Source organism: Saccharopolyspora gloriosae, assembly GCF_022828475.1.
Classification (GTDB): domain Bacteria; phylum Actinomycetota; class Actinomycetes; order Mycobacteriales; family Pseudonocardiaceae; genus Saccharopolyspora_C; species Saccharopolyspora_C gloriosae_A.
In genome coordinates, this window is sequence record NZ_CP059557.1 from 1,321,823 (window position 1) to 1,338,446 (window position 16,624).

19 protein-coding genes are annotated in these 16,624 nt (G+C 69.8%); 18 read left to right on the forward strand and 1 reads right to left on the reverse strand.

Translation table 11 applies throughout. The features are described from left to right. Positions 1-140: 140 nt before the first annotated feature. The 17 genes from ffh to whiG all read left to right on the forward strand — a co-directional run bounded on the left by ffh (position 141) and on the right by whiG (position 14,715). On the forward strand, positions 141-1,715 hold the full coding sequence (ffh, locus tag H2Q94_RS05700; RefSeq protein WP_243792816.1) for a signal recognition particle protein: 1,575 nt from the start codon (positions 141-143) through the stop codon (positions 1,713-1,715). Further along, positions 1,712-2,788: an amidohydrolase family protein gene (locus H2Q94_RS05705; RefSeq protein ID WP_243792817.1), complete on the forward strand. Its 1,077-nt coding sequence runs from the start codon at positions 1,712-1,714 to the stop codon at positions 2,786-2,788. Before ffh ends, H2Q94_RS05705 begins: the two co-directional genes overlap by 4 nt. A gap of 402 nt (positions 2,789-3,190) precedes the next feature. Next, positions 3,191-3,760 (forward strand): CPBP family intramembrane glutamic endopeptidase, encoded by a 570-nt coding sequence (locus H2Q94_RS05710; protein ID WP_243792819.1) that lies wholly within the window; start codon positions 3,191-3,193, stop codon positions 3,758-3,760. 243 nt (positions 3,761-4,003) lie between these two features. Beyond that, positions 4,004-4,462 carry a 30S ribosomal protein S16 gene (gene rpsP, locus H2Q94_RS05715; RefSeq protein ID WP_243792822.1) on the forward strand — a complete coding sequence of 153 codons (459 nt, stop codon included), beginning with the start codon at positions 4,004-4,006 and terminating at the stop codon, positions 4,460-4,462. Then, a complete protein-coding gene (locus tag H2Q94_RS05720) occupies positions 4,459-4,698 on the forward strand; it encodes an RNA-binding protein (RefSeq protein WP_243792825.1) in 240 nt (79 codons plus the stop codon). The genes rpsP and H2Q94_RS05720 overlap by 4 nt, the downstream gene beginning before the upstream one ends. A gap of 7 nt (positions 4,699-4,705) precedes the next feature. Further along, a complete protein-coding gene (gene rimM, locus H2Q94_RS05725; RefSeq protein ID WP_243792835.1) occupies positions 4,706-5,236 on the forward strand; it encodes a ribosome maturation factor RimM in 531 nt (176 codons plus the stop codon). 95 nt (positions 5,237-5,331) lie between these two features. Then, complete coding sequence (gene trmD / locus H2Q94_RS05730; RefSeq protein ID WP_243792839.1) at positions 5,332-6,126, forward strand: tRNA (guanosine(37)-N1)-methyltransferase TrmD; 795 nt, start codon at positions 5,332-5,334, stop codon at positions 6,124-6,126. A 224-nt stretch (positions 6,127-6,350) separates the two neighbouring features. Continuing rightward, positions 6,351-6,710 carry a 50S ribosomal protein L19 gene (rplS, locus tag H2Q94_RS05735; protein ID WP_243792842.1) on the forward strand — a complete coding sequence of 120 codons (360 nt, stop codon included), beginning with the start codon at positions 6,351-6,353 and terminating at the stop codon, positions 6,708-6,710. Positions 6,711-6,993: 283 nt separating this feature from the next. Continuing rightward, on the forward strand, positions 6,994-7,908 hold the full coding sequence (lepB, locus tag H2Q94_RS05740; RefSeq protein WP_243792846.1) for a signal peptidase I: 915 nt from the start codon (positions 6,994-6,996) through the stop codon (positions 7,906-7,908). Positions 7,909-7,910: 2 nt separating this feature from the next. Next, positions 7,911-8,678, forward strand: a complete 768-nt coding sequence (locus H2Q94_RS05745; RefSeq protein ID WP_243792847.1) for a ribonuclease HII — start codon at positions 7,911-7,913, stop codon at positions 8,676-8,678. Between the two features lie 33 nt (positions 8,679-8,711). Next, the gene (locus H2Q94_RS05750) at positions 8,712-9,038 is read left to right on the forward strand and encodes a DUF2469 domain-containing protein (protein ID WP_184481717.1); all 327 of its coding nucleotides are present in this window, start codon (positions 8,712-8,714) and stop codon (positions 9,036-9,038) included. Positions 9,039-9,283: 245 nt separating this feature from the next. Next, complete coding sequence (locus H2Q94_RS05755; protein WP_243792848.1) at positions 9,284-9,697, forward strand: YraN family protein; 414 nt, start codon at positions 9,284-9,286, stop codon at positions 9,695-9,697. Beyond that, positions 9,698-11,215: a YifB family Mg chelatase-like AAA ATPase gene (locus H2Q94_RS05760; RefSeq protein ID WP_243792849.1), complete on the forward strand. Its 1,518-nt coding sequence runs from the start codon at positions 9,698-9,700 to the stop codon at positions 11,213-11,215. A 68-nt stretch (positions 11,216-11,283) separates the two neighbouring features. Further along, the gene (locus H2Q94_RS05765; protein ID WP_243792850.1) at positions 11,284-11,463 is read left to right on the forward strand and encodes a hypothetical protein; all 180 of its coding nucleotides are present in this window, start codon (positions 11,284-11,286) and stop codon (positions 11,461-11,463) included. After that, positions 11,460-12,596: a DNA-processing protein DprA gene (gene dprA / locus H2Q94_RS05770; RefSeq protein ID WP_243792854.1), complete on the forward strand. Its 1,137-nt coding sequence runs from the start codon at positions 11,460-11,462 to the stop codon at positions 12,594-12,596. The genes H2Q94_RS05765 and dprA overlap by 4 nt, the downstream gene beginning before the upstream one ends. Positions 12,597-12,677: 81 nt before the next feature. Beyond that, positions 12,678-13,649, forward strand: coding sequence for a tyrosine recombinase XerC (locus H2Q94_RS05775; RefSeq protein ID WP_243792856.1), 972 nt, complete (start codon positions 12,678-12,680; stop codon positions 13,647-13,649). After that, on the forward strand, positions 13,624-14,715 hold the full coding sequence (gene whiG, locus H2Q94_RS05780) for an RNA polymerase sigma factor WhiG (RefSeq protein ID WP_243792861.1): 1,092 nt from the start codon (positions 13,624-13,626) through the stop codon (positions 14,713-14,715). The genes H2Q94_RS05775 and whiG overlap by 26 nt, the downstream gene beginning before the upstream one ends. Here whiG and H2Q94_RS05785 read toward each other — a convergent pair whose 3' ends face one another. Then, on the reverse strand, positions 14,716-15,330 hold the full coding sequence (locus tag H2Q94_RS05785) for a M23 family metallopeptidase (protein WP_243792863.1): 615 nt from the start codon (positions 15,328-15,330) through the stop codon (positions 14,716-14,718). It abuts the gene before it with no gap. Positions 15,331-15,743: 413 nt separating this feature from the next. Here H2Q94_RS05785 and rpsB point away from each other — a divergent pair, with 413 nt between their 5' ends. Then, positions 15,744-16,580 carry a 30S ribosomal protein S2 gene (rpsB, locus tag H2Q94_RS05790; RefSeq protein ID WP_243792864.1) on the forward strand — a complete coding sequence of 279 codons (837 nt, stop codon included), beginning with the start codon at positions 15,744-15,746 and terminating at the stop codon, positions 16,578-16,580. The last annotated feature ends 44 nt before the right edge of the window (positions 16,581-16,624 follow it).

The following is a 16,624-nucleotide window of genomic DNA, read 5'->3' on the forward strand; positions in this document are numbered from 1 at the left end:
CCGCGCCGCCCGCTCTTTCGCACCGCGTTCGCCGCTCGGACGCGGGCACCTGCCCGGCGGCCGCTCCAGGCGCTTCCGGCGACGGTTACCCTCGACCAGGTACTCAGGTACATCATTCGACTCAGGAGCGGCGAGAACCCGTGTTCGACACCCTTAGCGACCGGCTCACCTCGGTTCTGCAGAACCTGCGTGGCAAGGGCCGGCTCTCGGACGCCGACATCGACGCCACCGCGCGCGAGATCCGCATCGCACTGCTGGAAGCAGACGTGGCGCTGCCGGTGGTGCGCGCGTTCATCGCAGGTGTCAAGGATCGCGCGAAGGGTGCCGAGGTCTCCGGCGCGCTCAACCCCGCGCAGCAGGTCATCAAGATCGTCAACGAGGAGCTCGTCAGCATCCTCGGCGGCGAGACCCGCCGGTTGGAGCACGCCAAGAACCCGCCCACGGTGATCCTGCTCGCCGGGCTCCAGGGCTCCGGTAAGACGACGCTGTCCGGGAAGCTGGCCAAGTGGCTCTCCGGCCAGGGCCACACCCCGATGCTGGTGGCCTGCGACCTGCAGCGCCCGAACGCCGTCACCCAGCTCCAGGTCGTCGGTGAGCGCGCCGGGATTCCGGTGTTCGCGCCGGAACCGGGCAACGGCACCGGCGACCCGGTGGACGTGGCGCGGCGCAGCCTCGACGAGGCGAAGCGGGCTCAGCACGACGTGGTCATCGTCGACACCGCGGGCCGCCTCGGTGTGGACGAGGAGATGATGCGCCAGGCCGCGGACATCCGGGACGCCGTCAACCCCGACGAGATCATGTTCGTGGTCGACGCGATGATCGGTCAGGACGCGGTGTCGACGGCCGAGGCCTTCCGCGACGGCGTCGGATTCTCCGGCGTGGTGCTCACCAAGCTCGACGGCGACGCTCGCGGTGGTGCCGCGCTGTCGGTGCGGCACGTGACCGGTCAGCCGATCATGTTCGCCTCCAACGGGGAGAAGCTGGAGGACTTCGACGTCTTCCACCCGGACCGGATGGCGAGCCGGATCCTGGGCATGGGCGACATGCTCACCCTCATCGAGCAGGCCGAGCAGGCCTTCGACGCCGACCAGGCCGAGCAGGCCGCGCAGAAGCTCGGCTCCGGGCAGCTCACCCTGGAGGACTTCCTGGAGCAGATGCAGGCGGTCCGCAAGATGGGGCCGCTGCAGAACCTGCTGGGCATGCTGCCGGGCGCGAACCAGATGAAGGACCAGCTGGCCAACTTCGATGAGAAGCACCTGGACCGGCTGCAGGCCATCATCCGCGGCATGACACCCGCCGAGCGCGACGACCCGAAGATCATCAACGCTTCGCGGCGGCAGCGCATCGCCAAGGGCTCCGGCGTCAACGTCAGCGACATCAACGACCTCGTGAACCGGTTCTTCGAGGCTCGCAAGATGATGCAGCAGATGGCGGGCCAGTTCGGCGGCTTCGGCGGTGGAGGCGGCGGCAAGAAGGTCAAGAAGGGCAAGGGCAAGAACCGCAAGAAGGTCAAGGGCCCGACGCCGCCCAAGGGCATGCGCGGCGGTATGCCCGGCGGTTTCCCCGGCATGCCGCCCGGGGGCATGCCCGGCGGTATGCCGGGTGCGGGTGCCGGTGCCGGCCAGGACATGTCCCAACTCGAAGGCGGGCTCAACGAGCTCCCGCCGGGCTTCGACCCGTCCAAGCTGAACTTCGGCGGCAAGAAGAAGAAATGACCGCGCCGCTACACGTGCGCGGTGTTCTGCTGCCCGATGGCGAGCCCGGTGAGCTGTGGATCGGCGACGGGCGGATCAGCCGCACGCCGTTGCCAGGCGCGACCACCGTGTTCGACGGCGGCTACGTCGTGCCCGGACTCGTCGACGCGCACTGCCACGTCGGCATCGGCCCGGACGGGCCGGTGGATCTCGACGTGGCGGCGCAGCAAGCGGAGACGGACCGGGACGCGGGCACGCTGCTCATCCGCGACTGCGGGGCGCCGGTCGACACCAAACCGCTGCAGCAGCGCGACGACCTGCCGCGCATCATCCGCGCGGGCAGGCACCTGGCGAAGCCGAAGCGCTACATCCCGTACCTCGCCGACCAGCTCGAACACGAGTCGCAGCTGCCCGCGGCGGTAGCCGAGCAGGCCGCCGACGGCGACGGCTGGGTGAAGCTCGTCGGTGACTGGATCGACCGTTCCGTCGGCGACCTCGCCCCGCTGTGGAGCGATGAGGTGCTGGTCGAGGCGATCGCCGTCGCGCACGCGCACGGAGCTCGGGTGACCGCGCACGTCTTCGGTGAAGACGCGCTTCCCGGTCTGCTGGCGGCGGGCATCGACTGCATCGAACACGGCACCGGACTCACCGACGACACCGTCGAACTGATGTCCCGGCACGGCACCACGCTCGTCCCGACGCTGGTGAACATCGAGAACTTCCCCGGATTCGCGGCCTCGGCGACGAAATACCCCGATTACGCGAGCCACATGACCGCGCTCTACGAACGCGGCGACGCGACCGTCGCCAAGGCCATCGAAGCGGGCGTCCCGGTCTACGCGGGAACCGACGCGGGCGGCGGCATCGAGCACGGCGTGCTCGTCGACGAGATCCTCGCGCTGCACCGGGTCGGGATGTCGACGGAACAGGCACTCGGCGCGGCGTCCTGGGCGGCCCGCGACTGGCTCGGGCATTCGGGCCTGCACGACGGCGCTGCGGCGGACCTGGTCTGCTACGACACCGATCCGCGCAAGGAACTCGCCGCACTGCGCCATCCGCGGCGCATCGTGCTGAAAGGCGCCGTCGTCACCTGAATGACCAACGCCCCGTCCGAATTCGGATGTGGGGCGGCAATTAGCGAAGGTAATCTGGCGATTCCGCCGGAATTCGGCGTGCTGGACAGCAGACCACGGCCGAGCGGTGGGAACCGGGCGAGCGAGCGCGACCCGGAAACGCCGCCCGCCCGAGACGGAGGCGCCCGTGCAGGTACCACAGCCCGAGCCCGCCGAAGGCGTTTCCGCTTTCGAGGGCGGAAAGATCGCCGGAGGAACCGCAATCGCAACCGAGGTGCAGCCCCCGCCCGCCGAGTCGAATCATCGCTGGGGGTTCGGCGCGTTCTTCCTCGCGGAAGCGGTGTTCATCCTCGCCTCGGTCACGCTGGCGGCCATCTTCGGAAGCCCGGGGAGAGTTCCTGGTTCAACCTGGCGCTCCCGCTGATGCTGATGGTGCCGACGTTGCTGTCCGCCGCGGTGGCCGTGGTGATCACGGTGGTGCGCGGCAACGGGCCACGCCTCGACTTCGGGCTGCACTGGCGGTGGTCCGACGTCACCAGCGGGTTCGGCATCGGCATGATCGGCCTCGTCAGCACGACCATCGCCTCGATGATCTGGATCCGCTGGGTGGGGGAGGAGAACGCCACCTCCACCGTGAGCACCCTGCTCGACGGGGTGCGGCTGCCACCGCTGCTCGCCGTGCTGATCTTCCTGCACGTGTGGCTGATCGCCCCGGTGTGCGAGGAGATCCTCTACCGCGGCCTGCTGTGGGGTGCGATGGAGCGCCTGCGCTGGAGCCGGATCAGCGCGTTCGTGCTCAGCACGGCGGTGTTCGCGATCGGGCACCTGGAACCGGAGCGCACCTGGTTGCTGCTGATCATCGCGATCCCGATCGGGGTGGCGCGGATGCGCACCGGCAGGCTCACCGCCAGCGTGGTCGCGCACCAGGTGAACAACTTCCTGCCTGCGCTGGGGCTGCTGCTGATCTCGCTCGGCGTGGTGTCGCCTTCCTGAGCGGGTCCGCGACCGTGCACGGCCTCGATCGAGGGCGGCGCCGGAACCGCGGTCGTGCGCACGACGGGTACCTCCTGCGAGGCCGAGCCGGGCATCTGGCAGAATAAACGCCTGTTCGCTGCGAGTCGGTCCCTCTCACCGTCCGCGGCCATCGACGTATGAGCCTTCCACACCGTATTTCCCCACACGGCTTGGTTTGCTCACCCACGAGCACGAACGAGAGTCTGAGGAGCACCAGCACCCGTGGCTGTGAAGATCAAGCTGGCGCGGATCGGTAAGATCCGGGAGCCGCACTACCGCATCGTCGTCGCCGACTCGCGTACCCGCCGTAACGGCCGGGCGATCGAGACGATCGGTCAGTACCACCCCATGGAGAACCCGAGCCGCATCGTGGTCGACTCCGAGCGGGCGCAGTACTGGCTGGGTGTCGGCGCGCTGCCGACCGAGCCGGTGCAGGCGATCCTGGAGGTCACCGGCGACTGGCAGAAGCACAAGGGCCTGCCGGGTGCCGAGGGCACGCTGAAGGTCGCGGAGCCGAAGCCGAGCAAGCAGGAGCTGTTCGCCGCAGCCCTGGCCGCCGCCGGTGAGGACACCGTCGCCGACGCGACCACGCCGAAGAAGAAGGGCGGCGGCAAGAAGGCCGACGCGGAGACCGCTCCGGCTGCCGCCGAAGAGCAGAAGTCCGAGGACGGCCAGGCGTGACGGTCCTCGCGGACGCGCTTGAACACTTGGTGCGCGGCATCGTCGACAACCCCGACGATGTCCGCGTCCAACTCCTCACCACTCGGCGCGGCCGCACCCTGGAAGTCCACGTCAACCCGGACGACCTGGGCAAGGTCATCGGCCGCAGTGGTCGCACGGCGACCTCGCTGCGCACGGTGATCTCCGGGATCGGCGGTCGTGGCATCCGGGTCGACGTGGTCGACACCGATCGATGAGGACGGCATGACCGGTCCGATGCTGGCCGTGGGCAGGGTGGCCAAGACGCACGGCGTGCGCGGCGAAGTCGTCGTCGACGTGCGCACGGACAGCCCTGAACTGCGGTTCGCGCCGGGCGTGGTGCTCGGCGTCCAGCGGCGCGGCAAAGCCGGGCCGGACACGCTCACCGTGACAGCCGCCCGGCCGCATGCCGGGCGGCTGTTGGTGCGTTTCGAGTCGGTGGACGGCATGGACGCCGCCGAGCAGCTGCGCGGCGTCACGTTGACCGTGCGCGCCGACGAGCTCGAAGCCACCGACGACCCCGACGAGTTCCACGACCACCAGCTGGAAGGCCTGCGGGTGGTGCTGCCGACCGGTGACGAGGTCGGCGTGGTGCGCGAGGTGCTGCACACCCCCGGCGGCGAACTGTTGTCGGTGCGCACCCCGGACGACGCCGAACGGCTCGTCCCGTTCGTGACGGAGATCGTGCCGGAGATCGACCTGGCGGCCGGACGCGTGGTGGTCGACCCGCCCGAGGGCCTGCTCAGCGACTACTGACCGCCGGATCTCGTGGCGGACGCCGCCGCGCCGCCGACGCCCGATCTCCGAATTCACCCCGCGTCGCCGGGGCATCTTCTTGAAGGAACATCTCGTTGCGCATCGACGTCGTCACGATCTTCCCCGAATACCTGGCCCCGCTGCGAGCGGCGCTGCTGGGCAAGGCGATCGAACGGGAGAAGATCTCCGTCGGAGTGCACGACCTGCGCGACTGGACCCACGACGTGCACCGCGCGGTGGACGACAGCCCGTACGGCGGCGGCCCTGGCATGGTGATGAAACCCGACGTGTGGGGCGAGGCCCTCGACGAGGTCTGCGGATCGGAGCAGCAGCGGCCCCGGCTGATCGTGCCCACGCCGGCGGGCCGCCCGTTCACCCAGGAGACCGCGGTGCGCTGGTCGGCCGAGCCGTGGCTGGTGTTCGCCTGCGGCCGCTACGAGGGCATCGATCAGCGGGTCGTCGACGACGCCGCCGAGCGGATGCCCGTCGAAGAGGTCTCGATCGGTGACTACGTCCTGGTCGGCGGTGAGGTCGCGGCGCTGACCATGGTCGAGGCCGTGGCCCGGCTGCTGCCCGGTGTGCTGGGCAATCCGGCGTCGGCCGAACAGGACTCGTTCTCCGACGGCCTGCTCGAAGGCCCCAGCTACACCCGGCCCGAGGTGTGGCGGGATCGGCCGGTGCCGGACGTGCTGCGCTCCGGCAACCACGCCGCGATCGCTCGCTGGCGGCGGGACCAGGCGCTGGAACGGACCTATCACCGGCGACCGGATCTGCTGGCGCAACTGCCCGCGGCGGACCTGAACGCCAAGGACCGGGCGCGGCTGGATACACTGCGTGCGGATGATGAAGCGGATGTTCCGGAAGGAACTCCGCAGCAGGGGCAGAACTGATCTCCATGGAATGGTGCGCGAGGGCTTGTGCCGTGGCGCTTTTCCAGGGCCGGTTCCGGCACCTGCCTGCGCGTCTGGCACACTTGACGGGTTGCTGAAGCCGGGATTCTGTACCGGCGCGCACATCGCAAGCCAACCCCGTGTCAGGCGGCGGCCGTGGTTCAGACCCGGCCACGATCCGCGAGTGCACGGGTGCCTACGACACGGATGAGGACGGACCACCGATGAACACCCTGGACGCTCTGGACGCCCAGTCGCTGCGTTCCGACATTCCGGCCTTCCGGCCTGGCGACACGCTGAAGGTCTATGTCCGCGTCATCGAGGGTTCGCGCGAGCGGAACCAGGTCTTCCAGGGCGTCGTGATCCGTCGCCAGGGCGCAGGCGTCCGGGAGACCTTCACCGTCCGCAAGATCTCCTTCGGTGTCGGCGTGGAGCGCACCTTCCCGGTGCACACCCCGAACATCGCCAAGATCGAGGTCGCCACTCGCGGCCAGGTCCGCCGGGCGAAGCTGTACTACCTGCGGGAGCTGCGCGGCAAGGCCGCCAAGATCAAGGAAAAGCGGGAGCCGATCAAGGCTTCCTGATGTGTGCCGCCCGCTGCAGGCGGGTGACTTCGGACGACCCGGGTGCTCAGCGCCCGGGTCGTCCTTTTTGTGCGCAGCGTGCCGTTCCGGTGATCCACGATCAGGTGAATGAGTTCGTGGGGCGTGGCACATCGCGGGAGTTCTCCGACCTTCCGGAACCCGCACTGATCACCCGTGCCACGAGAACCCGCACGTCACCGGCGGCATGCGCCCGCGCGGAGCGCACGGGGGTCGAGCCGGGGCAGTCGGCCGGTACTCGGCGCGGTTCCAGTAGCCTGACCGCGTGGCCGACGTCATGCGCTCTAACGGACCAGAAGAAGAGCCCCGCGAAGGCGCGGCTGCCGAGCACCCCGAAGGGGATGGTGGCCGCTCGCGGGGCCGCCGTTCGCGCGAACGGAAAGGATCGTTCTGGCGCGAGCTGCCGATCCTGATCGTCACCGCGCTGGTGCTGACGATCGTGATCCAGGCGTTCCTGGCACGGGTCTACGTGATCCCCTCGCAGTCGATGGAGCAGACGCTGCACGGCTGCGACGGTTGCCAGAACGACCGCGTGCTGGTGGACAAGGTCTCCTACCGGTTCACCGATCCCGAACCGGGCGACGTCGTCGTGTTCCGCGGCCCCGAGACGTGGGGGCACAACGACTTCCAGGTAGCGGAGCCGTCGAACCCGGTGGTGAGCTTCATGCAGGGCGCGATGTCGCTGATCGGTTTCGGCTCGCCGGACGAGAAGGACTTCGTGAAGCGGGTCATCGCGACCGGCGGGCAGACCGTCGAATGCTGTGACGACCAGAACCGGATGATCGTGGACGGTAAGCCGCTCAACGAGCCCTACATCTTCTGGGAACCGGGCCGCGGCGACACGCAGATCGACTTCGCGCCCGTCACCGTCCCGCAGGGATACCTGTGGGTGCAGGGTGACAACCGCAACGACTCCATGGACTCCCGCCGCCAAGGCGGCGGTGGCATCAACGGTGCCGTGCCGGTGGACAACGTGATCGGCAAGGCGCAGGTGATCGTGCTGCCGCCGCAGCGTTGGCAGAACATCTCGGAGACCGATCCGCAGGCCGACGCGCTCGGTGCGCCCGGCTGGCAAGCGGGCGTGCCGGCGGGCATCGGATTCGCCGCCGCGTTCCCCGTGCTGTGGACGGGCCGCAAGTTCACCGCCGTGATCAGGCAGCGTCGCCAGGAGCGGCACTGACGGTGGGGACGCGATCCGCTGTCGCCGAGACGGGCTGGCGCCCGCCGCGACCGGTGATCCGGCGCAGCAGTGGCAACTGGGCGTTGCAGAGCGCCCTGGATCGCAGCGGCCTCGGCCCGGTCGCCGGTGTGGACGAGGCCGGGCGCGGTGCGTGCGCGGGACCGCTCGTGGTGGCGTCCTGCGTGCTGCGGTCCGGGGACGCGCGGCGGTTCGAAGGGCTCACCGATTCCAAGGTGCTCACTGAAGCGGAGCGGGAACGGCTCTACGCGGTGATCGTGCGGCGGGCCGTGACCTGGTCAACGGTGGTGATCGAGGCCGAGGAGGTCGACGCGCTCGGCATCCACGTCGCCAACCTGGAAGGCATGCGGCGCGCGGTCGCGCGGATGTCGGTGCATCCGGGGTACGTGCTCACCGACGGGTTCCGGGTGCCGGGCTTGGCGGCGCCGAGCGTGGCGGTGCTCAAGGGCGACTTGGTCGCGGCCTGCGTGGCCGCCGCGTCGGTGCTGGCGAAGGTCACGCGCGATCGCATCATGTGCGACTTGCACGAACGGTTACCGAGGTACGGCTTCGCCGGGCACAAGGGGTATTGCACGGCCCACCACACCGCGCGCATGCGGGAGCACGGTCCGTGCGGTGAGCACCGGTGGTCCTATTCGAACGTGGTCGCGGCGGCCAGGCTGCACGGGATGCGGTCGCCGCGCGTCGTCACCAGCAAACCCGGTCTGTTCGATGCTTCTGAGGGGGAAGTGGTGGACAATGGGCGAACGTAGAACGAACGGCGACGGGGAAGGGCTCGCACTGCGATGAGCGCCGAGGATCTCGAAAAGTACGAGACCGAGATGGAGCTTCAGCTCTACAAGGAGTACCGCGACATCGTCGGGCAGTTCACCTATGTCGTGGAGACTGAACGGCGTTTCTACCTGGCCAACGCGGTGGACGTGCAGGTTCGCAACTCCGATTCGGAGGTCTACTTCGAGGTGTCCATGTCGGATGCGTGGGTGTGGGACATGTACCGGCCTGCTCGGTTCGTCAAGAAGGTCCGGGTGATCACGTTCAAGGACGTGAACGTCGAGGAGCTGGACAAACCGGAGCTCCGGCTGCCCGAGAACGGGCCGTTCGGCGGGAGCTGACCGGTCACGTACCGGGCGGAGGGGCGCTCGGCATTGCTGTGGTGGAACGGGTGGTCGCCTGCGGGCGGCCGCCCGTTCTGCGTTCGCCGGTGCAATATATAGATCATTTTCGATCGAGTTGTCCACAGGTAGTCGATTCATCCACAGATTTCCCAATTGGGTCTGGTGGGCGCTGATCGGCCAGGGCAGTTTGGAAGTCGGGCCGGAGATCCGCTCTGGGCCGACTTCCAGCCTTGGAGGAGATCATGGCGGTGCGCACCCTCGACTTTCGTCCGCTGCGCGGGGCGCTCTCGGACGCGCAAGGACAGGGCACTCATGCGCTCGGGCGAGCCGGTGAGAGGTTGGCGGCCGAACACCTGGAGAAGCTCGGTGTCTCGGTGCTGGCCCGGAACTGGCGGACCCCGCACGGTGAACTCGACATCGTCGGCACCGACGGCTACCGGGTGGTGTTCTGCGAGGTCAAAACGCGCTCCGGGGTCGACTACGGGGCTCCGTTGGACGCTGTCGGACCGAACAAGATCCGCCGCCTGCGGGAGCTGGCCAGAGCCTGGCTCGCGGAGCGGCGACTCACCGGCTGCCAGGTCCGGTTCGACGTCATCTCCATCCTGTGGCCCCCGAGGGGCCGGATCACCCTCGACCACTTGCCGGGGGTGTTCTGAATGGCGTTGCGACGGACTTGGGCGGTCGCGCTGTTCGGCGTGGACGGCGTGCTGGTGGAGATCGAGGCGGACGTGCGCAAAGGCGGCCTGCCCAGCGTGCAGCTGCTGGGATTGCCGGACACGGCGCTGCAGGAGTCGAAGAATCGGGTGCGCGCGGCGGTGCAGAACTGCCAGGAGGACTGGCCGAAGAGCTGCGTGACGCTCGCACTGTCGCCCGCTGCGCTGCCGAAGGCGGGCACCTCCTACGACCTGGCGCTGGCTTGTGCGGTACTGGCCGGCGCCGAACAAATTCCCCCGCAGCGGCTGGAAGGCACCGTGCTGTTCGGGGAGCTGGCGCTCGATGGCCGGATCCGGCCGGTGCACGGCTTGTTGCCGGGGCTGCTCGCGGCGCGGCGGGAAGGGATCCGGCGAGCGATCGTGCCCGTCGAGGGCCTGCCTGAAGCGCAGCTGGTGGAGGGCCTCGAGGTCCTCGGGGCGGGGCGGCTGAGCGAGGTCATCGGGTGGCTGCGCGGACAGGGCGAACTCGTGGACCGACCGGGCGAGGTCGTCTCGCGGCGCACGGCGTCACCGGAGGACCTCGCGGACGTGCTGGGGCAGCCGGAGGCGCGCTGGGCGCTGGAGGTGTCCGCGGCCGGTGGTCACCACCTGCTGCTGGTCGGTCCACCGGGCACCGGTAAGACGATGCTCGCCCGACGGCTGAGCGGGCTGCTGCCCGAACTGTCGAGGCAGGAGGCGTTGGAGGTCACCGCGATCCATTCGGTGGCGGGCGAGCTCAGCGCGAACGAACCACTGGTAGCGGAGCCGCCGTTCGTCGCTCCGCACCACTCCACCTCGGTTCCCGGCCTGATCGGCGGTGGGGCCGGGCTGGCCAGGCCGGGAGCCGTCAGCCGTGCGCATCGGGGCACGCTCTTCCTGGACGAGGCATGCGAGTTCGGGCCGAAACGGCTCGAAGCGCTGCGCACCGCGTTGGAGGAAGGGGAGGTCCGGCTGTCCCGGCGGGACGGAACGTTGCGCTACCCGGCGCGGTTCCAGCTGGTGCTGGCCACCAACCCCTGCCCGTGCGCTCCGGCCAGGGACGCCGATTGCCACTGCGCCCCGCAGGCGCGGCGGCGCTACTTCGGCAAGCTGTCCGGTCCGCTGCTGGACCGGGTCGACCTGCGCGTCGACATGCGCCCGGTCACCGCGACCACCATGCGCGGCGGCGGGCAGTCGGAGCCGTCGGAGGCGGTGCGGGAGCGGGTGTCCCGGGCGCGGGCGGTGGCGGTCGAGCGGTGGGCGTCGCGTGGCTGGCAGACCAACGGGGAAGTGCCCGGGCCGGTGCTGCGCCGTGAGTTCGCGCTGCCGGATGCGGTGACGGCCCTGCTGGATCGCGGACTCGACGTGGGCGCGTTGACTGCGCGGGGTGCCGACCGTTGCCTGCGGGTGGCGTGGACGTTGGCCGATCTGGACGGCCGTGAACGACCGGAGGCGGAGCATGTGGCCGCCGCGCTCGCGTTCCGGGAACGGAGGTTCGTATGACCGCGGCGGTCTGGACGGCGCAAGCGATGCGGGCGATGCGGATGAAAACGGCATCGTGCGGAAGTTCAATGCATCGAACCGGGCTCCGGTACTCGTTCGCGATCCCGCAGGGCTCGTGGCGGAAGCACCCGGTGCGGCGTCGCGGTTCCGGGCTCGGGATCGGGTTCGCCGCCTCGGCGGTCGACGAGCACTCCGGCATCGACGGGATTCGGACGCGTGGACGGCCCGGCGAACGGGGGGCGCGATGAGCGGGGGAGAACAGGTTCGGCTCGCTCGCGCATACCTGGCGGCGGTGGCCGAACCGCCGGCGCCCGCACTGGCCGCCTGCGTGGCCGAGCACGGGCCGGTCCGCACCGCCGTCTTGGTCCGCGACGGTTCGGCACCCGGCGCGGTGGCCGACGAAGTCGAGTCTCGGCGAAAGCACGTCTCAGGAGCCGATCTCTTGGCGGCCACGCAGCGGACCGGTGCGCGGCTGTTGATCCCGGAAGATCCGGAGTGGCCTGCCGACAGGTTCGGCCTGCTGGCCGGAGCCGCCGAAGTCGGGGTACCGGGCATGGCGGCGCCACTGGCTCTGTGGGTGCGGGGCCGAGCCGATCTCGGCTCGGCGCTGACCAACTCGGTGGCGGTGGTCGGGGCGCGCGCGGCCACCGGGTACGGCGAGCATCTGGCGGCCGAACTGGGGCACGGGCTGGCTTCGGGCGGGTGCACGGTGGTGTCGGGAGCGGCCTACGGGATCGACGGCGCGGCGCATCGGGGCGCGCTGGCCGCGGGAGCCGCGACGGTCGCGTTCTTGGCCTGCGGCATTGACATCGACTACCCGGCGGGGCACGGCCGGCTGCTGCGCGCCATCGCGGAACAAGGAGTGGTGGCGACGGAGTACCCGCCGGGCACAACGCCCCGGCGACATCGGTTCCTGGTGCGCAACAGGCTGATCGCTGCGTGCGGCCAGGGCACCGTGGTCGTGGAGGCCGGGGCGCGCAGCGGTGCGGGCAACACCGCGAACACCACCGATGCGCTGGGGCTGCCGCTGATGGCGGTGCCGGGGCCGGTAACCTCGGCGAGTTCGGTGGGCTGCCACGACATGGTGCGCTCGGGGAAGGCGGTGTTGGTGACGTCCACGCCCCAGGTGCTCGAAATGATCAACCCGCTCGGGGCGGCGCCGCCGGTGGAGCCGGTGCCTGCCGCCCGCCGCACCGACGCGCTGGAACCACGTGCACGTCAGTTGCACGATGCGATCGGTGCATGCACTGAAGCGGACGCCGATCAGCTCGCGCAGGAGAGCGGATTGGCCCTGCGCACCGTGCGGGCACTGCTACCGGAGATGGAGCTGGCCGGGCTGATCGAGCGGAAGGAGGGAGGCTGGAGCGTGCGCACGCGATGATCAACGCCGACGCCTCGGTGGGAGCGTGTTCACGGCGTGGCCCTCTTGACCGGGCAACGTCCAAGGGCGAGCGTTTGCGTTATGGAACGCAGACGGTCCGGGGCCGCATCAAGAATCGACCTGCGCGCGGCACGGGCGTCCCTCCCGGATGAGCTGAGCTCCGCCGTGGATCGGTTCCAGCGCCACCTCTCCGCCGAACGCGGCCTGTCGGAGCACACCGTGCGCGCCTACCTCGGCGACGTGGTCTCGCTGCTCACCGATGTCGTCGCGACCGCCGGACCAGGACTGGACCAAGTGACGCTGCCCGCACTGCGGTCCTGGCTGGCGGGCCAGCACGCCCAAGGCATCAGCCGGGCGACATTGGCACGCCGGGCCGCGTCGGTGCGGACCTTCACCGCATGGGCGCACCGCACCGGGCTGCTCGGAACCGACCCGGGTCCCAGGCTGGCGGCCCCGGCCAAGCACCGGGCGCTGCCTGCGGTGCTGCGCGCCGACCAGGCGGACTCGGCGATGGCGGCCTCGGCGACGGGGGCGGAACAGGGCGACCCGGTCGCATTGCGCGACCACGCATTGCTGGAATTGCTGTACGCGACCGGCGTCAGAGTGGCCGAGCTGTGCGGTCTCGACCTTGATGACATCGATCATGAACGGCGACTACTGCGGGTGCTCGGCAAGGGACGGCGGGAACGTGCTGTGCCGTTCGGCGTACCCGCGGATGCGGCACTGGAACGCTGGCTATCGGCGGGACGGCCCGAGCTCAGCACCGAGCGCTCCGGCCCCGCGGTCTTCCTCGGCGCCCGCGGCGGGAGATTGGACCAGCGCATGGCACGCCGAGTGGTGCACGACGCGGTGCAGGCAGTCCCCGGTGCGGCCGACCTCGGGCCGCACGGGTTGAGGCATTCGGCTGCGACCCATCTGCTCGAAGGAGGAGCAGACCTCCGTAGCGTTCAGGAGTTGCTTGGTCACGCTACGCTCGCAACGACCCAGCTTTACACCCACGTGACCGTCGACCGGCTGAAGGCGATTCATGACCGAACCCACCCCCGTTCCTGACGACGCCGGGGGCGGTGCCCGCACCGTGGCCACGGAAGCGACATCAAGATCGACGTCGTCGAGGACGAATCTCCCCGGCGAGCCGACCGCAGAGCGCAGCCAGAACGGCCACGACACGAGCACCGGCACCAACGGCGCAAAGGTCAACGGCAGCCGGCACACCGACGGCGCGGCGACCGCTCAGGGGGCCGCGGCGCAGCCGGACACTGTCACCCGATCCAGGGTCGACCAGGGTGCTGACGCGGTGAAATCCTCGACGCCGGGACGCTTGTCGTACCTCGTCGCGGACGATCAGCGCAGCGCGGACGATGTCGAAGCGGGCATCGTGGCGCTCTGGCACGCCTTCGGCGAGCACCGCGATCAAGGTCTGCGGGACCGGCTGGTGCTGCACTACGCGCCGCTGGTGAAGTACGTGGCCGGGCGGGTCGGCACCGGGCTGCCCTCGCACGTCGAGGTTTCCGACCTGGTGCAGTCCGGCATCTTCGGGCTGGTCGACGCGATCGAAAAGTTCGAACCCGAGCGCGGCCTGAAGTTCGAGACTTACGCGATGCAGCGGATCCGGGGCGCGATCCTCGACGACCTGCGCGCGCAGGACTGGGTGCCGCGCTCGGTGCGCAGCCGTGCCAGGGATCTCGAACGCGCGCTGGAACGCCTGGAGGCGAAGCTGCAACGGCACGCCACGGACGTGGAGCTCGCCGACGAACTCGAAGTGTCCGCCGATGAGCTGCACGACCTGTTCGCCCAGCTCCAGATGACCAGCGTCGTCGCCCTCGACGACCTGATCAGCGTCGGCCGAGGCACCGCGTCGCTCGCCGAGACGCTGCCCGACGACCGGGCGGAGGACCCGGTGGCGGCGCTGGTGGACCGGGACAGCCGCAGGCAGCTGGCAGAAGCGGTGGAACGGCTCAGCGATCGCGACCGGGTCGTGGTGACGCTCTACTACTTCGAGAACCTCACCCTGGCCGAGATCGGCAAAGTCCTGGGCGTCACCGAGTCCCGCGTCTGCCAGCTGCACACCCGCGCGGTCCTGCGCCTGCGCAGCAAGCTCACCGAACCGCAGGCTTGATCACGGCCGAGGTTCGGCGTCCCAGGGCAGCAGCCGGACTTCGATGCCGCCGAGCAAGGTGAGCGGGTCGAGGTAGGTGGCGTCGCGGCGCGCGCCCCAGTGCAAGCACCCTGGTGCCGCACAGCCCGGATGTCCCGGTTCGAGCAGGCCGATCGGCTGACCCGCGTCGACCTCCTGCCCGACCGCGACCGTGGGGCGAACCGGCTCGTAGGTGGTGCGCAGGCCGTCCGCGTGCTCGATGGACACCAGGGATCGTCCGGCGAGCGGCCCGGCGTAGCGGACGATGCCCGAACCGGCCGCCGAGACGGTCGCACCGGGTGCTCCGGCCAGGTCCACACCGCGATGACCTGGACCGTAGGTGCTGGTGGGCGGCTCGAACGGGCGGGACACCGAGGAATCGGGCAACGGCCGGTGGAATCCGGTCGGCGCTGGAGGAACACCGCTGTCCGGGGCGGTCGGTGCCGTCGCGGCCGCGGGCTGGAATGCCGCCGGCGGCACGACGAGCAGCGCTGGCAGCAGCCACCGGAGCGGACGGGGGCGCACCCCGGCGGCGTCGAGGCGGTCGGAGCGCCGGTGACCGGCTTGGGAACGGAAGATCCGGGGGAGCGGGAACATGTTTCCACCGTCCGCCCGCGTGGTCGGTGCCGGACAGGGGCAATCCGGAAATCTGTGGATGAATCGGCCGCTTGTGGACAACTCGCGACCTAGCCCTGGGCGGCTTTGACCGTCGAGTACACTATTAACGCGGTTTCGTGTGCGCACGATCCGACTTCGCGTGTCCGCGCGTCGCCGTCCGGAAACCTGACAACTCCAGCCCCGCAGTACGCGGCTCAGCCGCTTCGGTGGCGGCGCGGAGTAGAGACGGTCCCCGATTCGGCTGCACAGCGGTGCCCTCGAGGTCCCGGCCCGCAGGGCCAGGGTGGGGGCATCGGGCGCGGGCACCAGGGCGGCAGCCACCCGGCTCGCCGCGAGAACCGAACCGCGCACCGCTCGGCGGTGCGCCCGACACAAGAGGTGCGAACAAGGCCATGGCCGTCGTCACCATGAAGCAGCTGCTCGACAGCGGCGTGCACTTCGGGCACCAGACCCGGCGCTGGAACCCGAAGATGAAGCGCTACATCTTCACCGAGCGCAATGGCATTTACATCATCGACCTGCAGCAGGCGCTGTCCTACATCGATGCGGCTTACGACTTCGTCAAGCAGACGGTCGCGCACGGCGGGACGATCCTGTTCGTCGGTACCAAGAAGCAGGCTCAGGAAGCCATCGCGGAGCAGTCGCTGCGCGTCGGCATGCCCTACGTGAACCAGCGCTGGCTGGGCGGCATGCTCACGAACTTCCAGACCGTGCACCGTCGTCTCCAGCGGCTCAAGGAGCTGGAGACCATGGAGCAGACCGGGGGCTTCGAAGGTCGCACCAAGAAGGAAATCTTGATGCTGACCCGCGAGAAGGACAAGCTCGAGAAGACCCTCGGCGGTATTCGCGACATGTCCAAGATCCCCAGCGCCGTCTGGATCGTGGACACCAAGAAGGAGCACATCGCCGTTGGCGAGGCTCGCAAGCTGGGCATCCCGGTCGTGGCGATCCTGGACACCAACTGCGACCCGGACGAGGTCGACTACCCGATCCCGGGCAACGACGACGCGATCCGCTCCGCCGCGCTGCTGACCCGCGTGGTCGCCGACGGTGTCGCGGCGGGCCTGATGTCCCGCAGCGGCCGTGGCAACGGCGCCGTCGAAGGCGAAGAGAAGCCGCAGCCGACCGGCGAGGAGCCGCTGCCCGAGTGGGAGCAGCAGCTGCTGGCCACCGGTTCGGACGAAGGCGCTGCGGCCCCGGCGGCCGACGAGCAGCCCGCTCAGTCCTGATTCAGTCGTGCTGGTCACCCGCGTCCGAGCGGGTGACCAGCACG

Excerpts from the sequence above, each read along its gene's own strand:
- H2Q94_RS05705 (WP_243792817.1), top strand. The coding sequence starts at position 1,712 with ATGACCGCGCCGCTACACGTGCGCGGTGTTCTGCTGCCCGATGGCGAG.
- H2Q94_RS05710 (WP_243792819.1), top strand. The coding sequence starts at position 3,191 with ATGCTGATGGTGCCGACGTTGCTGTCCGCCGCGGTGGCCGTGGTGATC.
- rimM (WP_243792835.1), top strand. The coding sequence starts at position 4,706 with ATGACCGGTCCGATGCTGGCCGTGGGCAGGGTGGCCAAGACGCACGGC.
- rplS (WP_243792842.1), top strand. The coding sequence starts at position 6,351 with ATGAACACCCTGGACGCTCTGGACGCCCAGTCGCTGCGTTCCGACATT.
- H2Q94_RS05750 (WP_184481717.1), top strand. The coding sequence starts at position 8,712 with ATGAGCGCCGAGGATCTCGAAAAGTACGAGACCGAGATGGAGCTTCAG.
- H2Q94_RS05755 (WP_243792848.1), top strand. The coding sequence starts at position 9,284 with ATGGCGGTGCGCACCCTCGACTTTCGTCCGCTGCGCGGGGCGCTCTCG.
- H2Q94_RS05760 (WP_243792849.1), top strand. The coding sequence starts at position 9,698 with ATGGCGTTGCGACGGACTTGGGCGGTCGCGCTGTTCGGCGTGGACGGC.
- H2Q94_RS05765 (WP_243792850.1), top strand. The coding sequence starts at position 11,284 with ATGCATCGAACCGGGCTCCGGTACTCGTTCGCGATCCCGCAGGGCTCG.
- dprA (WP_243792854.1), top strand. The coding sequence starts at position 11,460 with ATGAGCGGGGGAGAACAGGTTCGGCTCGCTCGCGCATACCTGGCGGCG.
- H2Q94_RS05775 (WP_243792856.1), top strand. The coding sequence starts at position 12,678 with ATGGAACGCAGACGGTCCGGGGCCGCATCAAGAATCGACCTGCGCGCG.
- whiG (WP_243792861.1), top strand. The coding sequence starts at position 13,624 with ATGACCGAACCCACCCCCGTTCCTGACGACGCCGGGGGCGGTGCCCGC.
- H2Q94_RS05785 (WP_243792863.1), bottom strand. The coding sequence starts at position 15,330 with ATGTTCCCGCTCCCCCGGATCTTCCGTTCCCAAGCCGGTCACCGGCGC.
- rpsB (WP_243792864.1), top strand. The coding sequence starts at position 15,744 with ATGGCCGTCGTCACCATGAAGCAGCTGCTCGACAGCGGCGTGCACTTC.